This window comes from Paraburkholderia sp. (genome assembly GCF_049581445.1).
In the GTDB taxonomy this organism is placed as follows: Bacteria; Pseudomonadota; Gammaproteobacteria; order Burkholderiales; family Burkholderiaceae; genus Paraburkholderia.
The window spans coordinates 1-6,376 of sequence record NZ_JBAURZ010000173.1 but is presented as its reverse complement, the minus strand read 5'-3'; the positions used below and the strand labels follow the sequence as shown (position 1 = coordinate 6,376).

At 62.2% G+C, this 6,376-nt stretch carries 8 protein-coding genes; 4 read left to right on the top strand and 4 right to left on the bottom strand.

From position 1 onward, the window contains the following. From WCA85_RS15780 to WCA85_RS15765, 4 genes are all read left to right on the top strand, one after another. The coding region (locus WCA85_RS15780) for an ABC transporter permease (RefSeq protein WP_424065390.1) at nt 1-1,342 on the top strand (1,342 nt) is incomplete at its 5' end. Nucleotides 1,343-1,455: 113 nt separating this feature from the next. Further along, on the top strand, nt 1,456-1,869 hold the full coding sequence (locus WCA85_RS15775; protein WP_424065388.1) for a group II truncated hemoglobin: 414 nt from the start codon (nt 1,456-1,458) through the stop codon (nt 1,867-1,869). A gap of 242 nt (nt 1,870-2,111) precedes the next feature. Further along, a complete protein-coding gene (locus WCA85_RS15770) occupies nt 2,112-2,843 on the top strand; it encodes an alanyl-tRNA editing protein (RefSeq protein WP_424065387.1) in 732 nt (243 codons plus the stop codon). Further along, the gene (locus WCA85_RS15765; RefSeq protein ID WP_424065386.1) at nt 2,840-3,475 is read left to right on the top strand and encodes a DUF924 family protein; all 636 of its coding nucleotides are present in this window, start codon (nt 2,840-2,842) and stop codon (nt 3,473-3,475) included. The genes WCA85_RS15770 and WCA85_RS15765 overlap by 4 nt, the downstream gene beginning before the upstream one ends. Before the next feature lie 25 nt (nt 3,476-3,500). Here WCA85_RS15765 and WCA85_RS15760 read toward each other — a convergent pair whose 3' ends face one another. The 4 genes from WCA85_RS15760 to WCA85_RS15745 form a co-directional block, all read right to left on the bottom strand. Beyond that, a complete protein-coding gene (locus tag WCA85_RS15760) occupies nt 3,501-4,247 on the bottom strand; it encodes an SDR family oxidoreductase (RefSeq protein ID WP_424065385.1) in 747 nt (248 codons plus the stop codon). Between the two features lie 41 nt (nt 4,248-4,288). Further along, nucleotides 4,289-4,873, bottom strand: a complete 585-nt coding sequence (locus WCA85_RS15755) for a TIGR00730 family Rossman fold protein (RefSeq protein WP_424065383.1) — start codon at nt 4,871-4,873, stop codon at nt 4,289-4,291. Nucleotide 4,874: 1 nt separating this feature from the next. Next, nucleotides 4,875-5,600, bottom strand: coding sequence for a TetR/AcrR family transcriptional regulator (locus WCA85_RS15750; RefSeq protein WP_424065381.1), 726 nt, complete (start codon nt 5,598-5,600; stop codon nt 4,875-4,877). 231 nt (nt 5,601-5,831) lie between these two features. Beyond that, nucleotides 5,832-6,376, bottom strand: a 545-nt coding sequence (locus WCA85_RS15745; protein ID WP_424065379.1) for a diacylglycerol kinase, incomplete at its 5' end; no start/stop codon positions are given.

The following is a 6,376-nucleotide window of genomic DNA, read 5'->3' as shown; positions in this document are numbered from 1 at the left end:
GGGCGAGGAAGCGCGCACGGCGTGGGCCGCTTATGCGCTGGGTATCGTGCTGTTCGCCGCGCTTTTGATCGTCGCGGCTGGCGAGCTCAAACTGGGCGGGATTGTGGCGGGCGGTTTTGCGGGCGGGCTGCTGTTGTTCGCGCTGATCGCGCGGCTCGCGTTGTGGGGCGCCTCGAAGATCGTGCGCAGCGAACGCGTCAATGCGGGCATTGGCTGGCGTTATGCGCTGGCGTCGCTCGAACGGCGCAGCAGCGCGAGCGCGTTGCAGATTACCGCGCTCGGTATTGGCCTGATGTGCCTCCTGCTGATTGCAATGACGCGCAACGATCTGATCGCAGGTTGGCGCAAATCGACGCCGCCCGATGCGCCGAATCAGTTCATCATCGACATCCAGCCCGATCAGCGCGCGGCTGTCACGCGGTACCTGAATACCCATGGGGTACCGGACGCGGTGCTCGCGCCGATGGTGCGTGGACGCCTGATTGCCATTGACGGCAAGCCGGTCGATCCGGACCAGTACAAGAGCGATGACGCGAAGCGGCTTGTCGACCGCGAGTTCAATCTCTCCTACACGACGAGTCTGCCGGACGACAATCGGATCGTCGGCGGGGAGTGGTACGGCGAGACGAAGCAGCCGCAGATTTCAATCGAGGAAGGCCTTGCCAAGCTGATCCATGTGAAGACCGGCGACACGCTGCGGTTCGACGTAACAGGCTTGCAGATCGACGCACCGGTGACGAGTGTGCGCAAGCTCGACTGGGGCTCGTTCAAGGTCAATTTTTTTGTGCTGATGCCACCCGCCGCGCTGCAGGACTTCCCGGCGAGCTTCATCACGAGCTTCCATCTGCCGGCTGAGAAGAGCGCGACGATTGATGGATTGATTGCCGCGTATCCGAATCTCACGGTGATCGATGTCGGCCCGATTCTCGCGCAGATGCAACGCATGCTCGAACAGGTGATCGGCGCCGTGCAGTTCCTGTTTGCGTTCACGCTCGCGGCAGGCGTGCTGGTGCTGTATGCCGCGCTCGCAGGCACGCGTGACGAGCGTATGCGAGAATCCGCGCTGCTGCGTGCGCTTGGCGCGTCGCATCAACAGGTGCGCGCCGTGCAGATCGCGGAGTTCGTCGCCGTGGGCGCGCTGGCCGGCTTGATGGCGGCTATGGGGGCTCAGGTGATTGGCTGGCAACTTGCCACCCGCGTGTTTCAGTTCTACCTGCCGTTCAACCCCTGGCTGTTGCCGGCCGGTATCGCGGCGGGCGTGGCCTGTGCGGGAATTGGCGGCTGGTTGAGCTTGCGCCACGTGCTGGCGCGTCCTGCGTTGCAATCGCTGCGCGATGCGTAAGCGTTGCGCGAACGTTCTAGAGCGCAGCTTCAATGCTGTCTGGCGGAAGAAAGCCCAGCAGCACGCATGCGTTTGATTCCCTTTGATCACTTTTGCAGATTCCAGTTGACCGTATGACCGATCCAATCGAAGAAGCGCCGGCTCAAGAAGCCACGGCCTTCGAACTGGTGGGCGGCGAAACGCGCGTGCGCGAACTCATCGACCGTTTCTATGACCTGATGGACCTCGAGCCGGAGTTCGCGGGGATTCGCGCGCTGCATCCGGCCTCGCTCGATGGCTCGCGCGACAAGTCCTTCTGGTTCCTGTGTGGCTGGCTGGGTGGCCCGGATCACTACATCAGCCGATTTGGCCATCCGCGCCTGCGCGCGCGGCATTTGCCGTTTGCAATCGCGTCGAACGAACGTGATCAATGGCTGCGTTGTATGGCGTGGGCGATGGAAGACGTGGGCCTCTCCGAGCCGCTGCGCGAACGCCTGTTGCACTCGTTTTTCGACACCGCCGACTGGATGCGCAATCGGCCGGATTGAAGTGCATGTGGTTCGAAACCTTGCTGATGGTGTCGCATTAAGATCCACGAGGTGAGCTTCCAGGCAGGCGGGCGTGTAGTCATATCGCGTCCACAGGCGCAGCGCCATGCCAACTGGCCCGCTACTGCGACCAATACAGTGGCGCCCACTAGCGTAGCGATTGGCCGTCCGGCCAGCTTTCGCATGGCTAGAGGCGTCGGCATAATGTCCCCTTGCGGCAAGACTGGACAGGGATCCTCACCATGACAACGCGCGCACTCTTTCGAGACGATGCATATCTCACGCACTGCGAAGCGGCCATTACCGGCATCGACGAGCAGGGCATTCATCTCGACCAGACGGTGTTCTATCCACTCGGCGGCGGGCAAGCGGGGGACACAGGCGTGCTAGGCCTGGCGGACGGAACGCGCATTGAGATTGCGGACACACGCAAGGCGAAATTCGAAGGTGCGACGCCCGACGACGCGGTGCACGTGCCGGTGCCAGGTCAGGAAGCGTTGCTGGCGCGTCTCGTCGTCGGTGCACGTGTCACTGCTGAGATCGACTGGGCGCGCCGCTACCGGCACATGCGCCTGCATACCGCGAGCCATCTGATGTGCGCGGTACTTCCCTATGCGGTGGATGGCTGCAGTATCACCAGCGACTACGCGCGTTTGGACTTTGCAACGGTAGAGCCGATCGAACGCGAGCTTGTGGACACGCGGCTGGCGGAACTGGTCGGCGGCGCGCACGGCGTGCAGACCGAGTGGATCACCGACGAGCAGATGGCCGAGCGCCCCGAACTGGTTCGCACGATGAGCGTGAAGCCGCCAATAGGTCTTGGCCGCGTGCGTCTGCTGCGTATCGAGGGCGTCGATTTGCAGCCCTGCGGTGGCACGCACGTGCGCAATACGCAAGAAATCGGCGCGGTGCGCGTGGCGAAGCTGGAAAAGAAGAGTGCTCGCACGCGTCGCCTGGTGCTTGAATTCGCATGAGCGGTTCAGCATCCGATCGGCCGTCGACCTACGCAGCGGAATATGCCGCGCTCGATGAGCGCGCGCGGGATGTGCTGGACTGCTGGTTCGGCGCCCCCGGCTCCGCAAGCCACGGCCACGATCGAAAACTCTGGTTCAGGCGCAATGCGGCATTCGATACCATGCTGCGCGAGCGCTTCGGCCCGCTACTGGATGCGGCGCAACGAGGTGATCTGGATAGCTGGGCGGAGACACCGCTTGGCGCGCTGGCGCTCGTTATCGTGCTGGATCAGTTTTCGCGCAACTGCCATCGCGGCACAGTGCATGCGTTTGCCGGCGACGCTCGTGCGTTGAAGATCGCAAGGCAAATGGTGGCGAACGGTGCGGACCAGCAGCTACCGGACCATTTTCATCGGGCATTTGCTTATCTGCCGTTTGAGCATGATGAATCGATGGAGAGCCAACTTGAGGCGTTGCGTTTGTTCAAACCATTCGAGGGCTATCCGGAAGCGGCCAGTTATTACCGCTCCGCTGTGCAGCATGCGGCGATCATCGAACGGTTTGGGCGGTTTCCGCATCGGAATGCGTTGTTTGGTCGAGAGACGACCGATGAAGAACGAGCCTTTTTGCGTCAACCGGGATCGTCGTTCTGAACTCGTGGTTAGGAGCCGTCCGCTCCTAACGCCCGCCACTCACATCCAGCAGCGCGCCATTCACATAGGACGCGGCATCGCTGAGCAACCAGACGATGGACGCGGCCACTTCCTCGGCACTACCCGGACGGCCGAGCGGCGTTTGCGCACCGAGTACCGCGGCACGATCCGGCTTCCCGCCGCTCGCATGGATTTCGGTATCGATCAGACCAGGGCGCACGGCATTCACGCGCACGCCCTGCGGGCCGAGTTCCTTGGCGAGTCCGATGGTCAACGTATCGATGGCGCCCTTCGAGCCAGCATAGTCAACGTATTCGTTCGGCGAGCCCAACCGCGATGCCGCCGAGGACACATTGACGATCGCGCCGCCTTCGCCGCCACGGTCTTTCGACATCCGCCGCGCCGCTTCGCGAGCACATAGGTAAGCGCCGAGCACGTTGACATCGAACAGGCGCTTCATGCGCGCCACGTCCATATCGGCCAGTTGCATCGAAGGGGCGACGATACCCGCGTTGTTGACCAGCGCATCGACGCGACCGAACGCATGTTCCAGCGCATCGAACATCGCGATCACGTCGGCTTCCTGCGCCACGTCACCCGCAATCACGCGCGCATGACCGCCGGCGCGTCCGACTTCCGCGGCAGTGTCCTGCGCGGCCGTGACGTTGTGTGCGTAGTTCACGCCAACCGACCAGCCCTGCGCACCGAGAAGACGCGCTGTCGCGCGGCCGATGCCGCGGCTTGCGCCCGTGATCAGAACAACCTTTGCCATGGCAACCTCGTCCAACAGGGCTCGATGGCCCCGCTTGCCGATTACACCGCGTCGCGGCTAGCGGTCCATTTGTCTTTCGGGGGCGGTTGATAATCGCGCAAACGTGCGATCAACCCAGCCGGATCGGAGTCGACCTGCAAAATATCGAAGTAGGTCTGGCGCATGAAACCTTCCTGCACCGTGTGCTCGAGCATGGCGATCAGCGGATCGTAGTACCCGTCGATATTGAGCACTGCCACGGGTTTCTGGTGATACCCCAACTGCGCCCATGTATAGACTTCGAACAGTTCTTCGAGTGTGCCGGCACCGCCTGGCATCGCGACGAATGCGTCCGACAGGTCAGCCATCATCTTCTTGCGCTGGTGCATGTCGGGCACCACGTGCAACTCGGTCAAGCCGTTGTGGCCGACTTCCTTGTTGACGAGCAACTCGGGAATCACGCCAATCGCGCGGCCGCCGGCGGCCATCACTTCATCGGCGATCACGCCCATCAGGCCAACCTTGCCGCCGCCGTAGACGAGGGCCAGGCCCGCGTCGACCAGAGCGCGCCCGAAGCCGCGGGCGGCTTCGGTGTAAAGCGGCTTCGCTCCGTTTGACGAGCCACAGTAGACGCATACCGACTTCATCTCAACTGTCCTTCGGTTCGTTGCGGGACGCGCCGCCATCCTTGGGCGGCAGGTAATCGTAGAACTCACGTTTGGGCAGCTTGCCCGATACGAGATCGTCGAAGAGTTCGCGCGAGCGGCCTCGCAGATACGGCGCCATCAACGAGATGATCTGCACGCTGACCTGATGCAGTTCCACGCGGATCGCTTCCTGCTCGTTGTATTTGCGCGGATTCATCACGAACTGGTACGACAGCCAGTAGGTGCCGATCACGCCCACGTTGGTTGCGATCACGTGCAACTCGTCGGGTGTGACGACCATTTCGCCGTCCGCGACCAGTTGCTCGCAGAACTGGCTGGCAAAGCGCACCTTATGGCTGATGATCTGCTTGAAGTGCGTTTCCAGCGTGCGGTTGCGCGCCAGCAGGTCGTTCAGGTCACGATACAGGAAGCGATAGCGCCACGTGAAATCGACCATGTACTGCAGATACGACCACATTTCGTCGATCGTGGCGCGATGGTCCTCAGGAAAACGCAGACGCTTTTCGATCTCCTGCTCGAACTGGCTGAAGATGCTGTTGATGATGTCGTCTTTGTTGCGGAAGTGGTAGTACAGGTTGCCCGGACTGATTTCCATTTCCTCGGCGATCGTCGTCGTGGTGACGTTCGGCTCGCCGATCTCGTTGAACAGCTTCAACGACAGTTCGAGAATCCGTTCGCGGGTGCGGCGGGGAGGTTTGGCTTCCATGTCGTCCGGCCCTGGTAACGCCGGGCTCGCCGCGGCGACGTGCCGCTGCTGCGTGATCCACCCTGGCGGTTGGTATTTTTTGAAACTATTGAACGATTATAAACCGACCGTTCATATAGCCAGGCCAGATTCAATTTTTTTCAAGACGAAACGGCGGGGCCGGGCCTTTGCTGTCGAGGCCTGGCGACCCGCCGTACGGCTGCGGTGCGTAGGTCTGCGTGGGTGATTCGGCTAGAGCAGGCGCCCGATCCACCGTATGAGCAACGGACCGACGATCAGTGCCCAGGTCATCACGCACATCCCCAGCGCGACCATGACGGCGGCGCTGCCGAGATCCTTGGCGCGTCGCGACAATTCATGGCGCTCGAGCGAGATGCGGTCAATCGCAGCCTCGACGCTTGAGTTCAGCAATTCGACGATCAGCACCAGCAGCACCGAGCCGAGCAGCATCACGCGCGCCACGGGTTCAACCGGCACGAATATGCCGCACGGCACAAGAATTGCGGCAAGCGTCAGCTCCTGGCGGAACGCGCTTTCTTCACGGATGGCCACCTGAAAACCGGCGAACGAGTTTTTCATCGCATGCCAGGCACGTGTGATGCCGCGATTGCCTTTGTAGGGATTGAAGGGCAGCGGGGCAAGCGGATCGTCCGGGCCGAGCGGTTCGTGAGCGTCGGCGTGGGCGTCGCCTTGTGCTTCGGCATGGTGGTGCGCGGGCATAGCGGGCTTATCCGAACGCGCCGCGCCGTTCTGGCCGCGCGCTGTGGTGTCCGGCG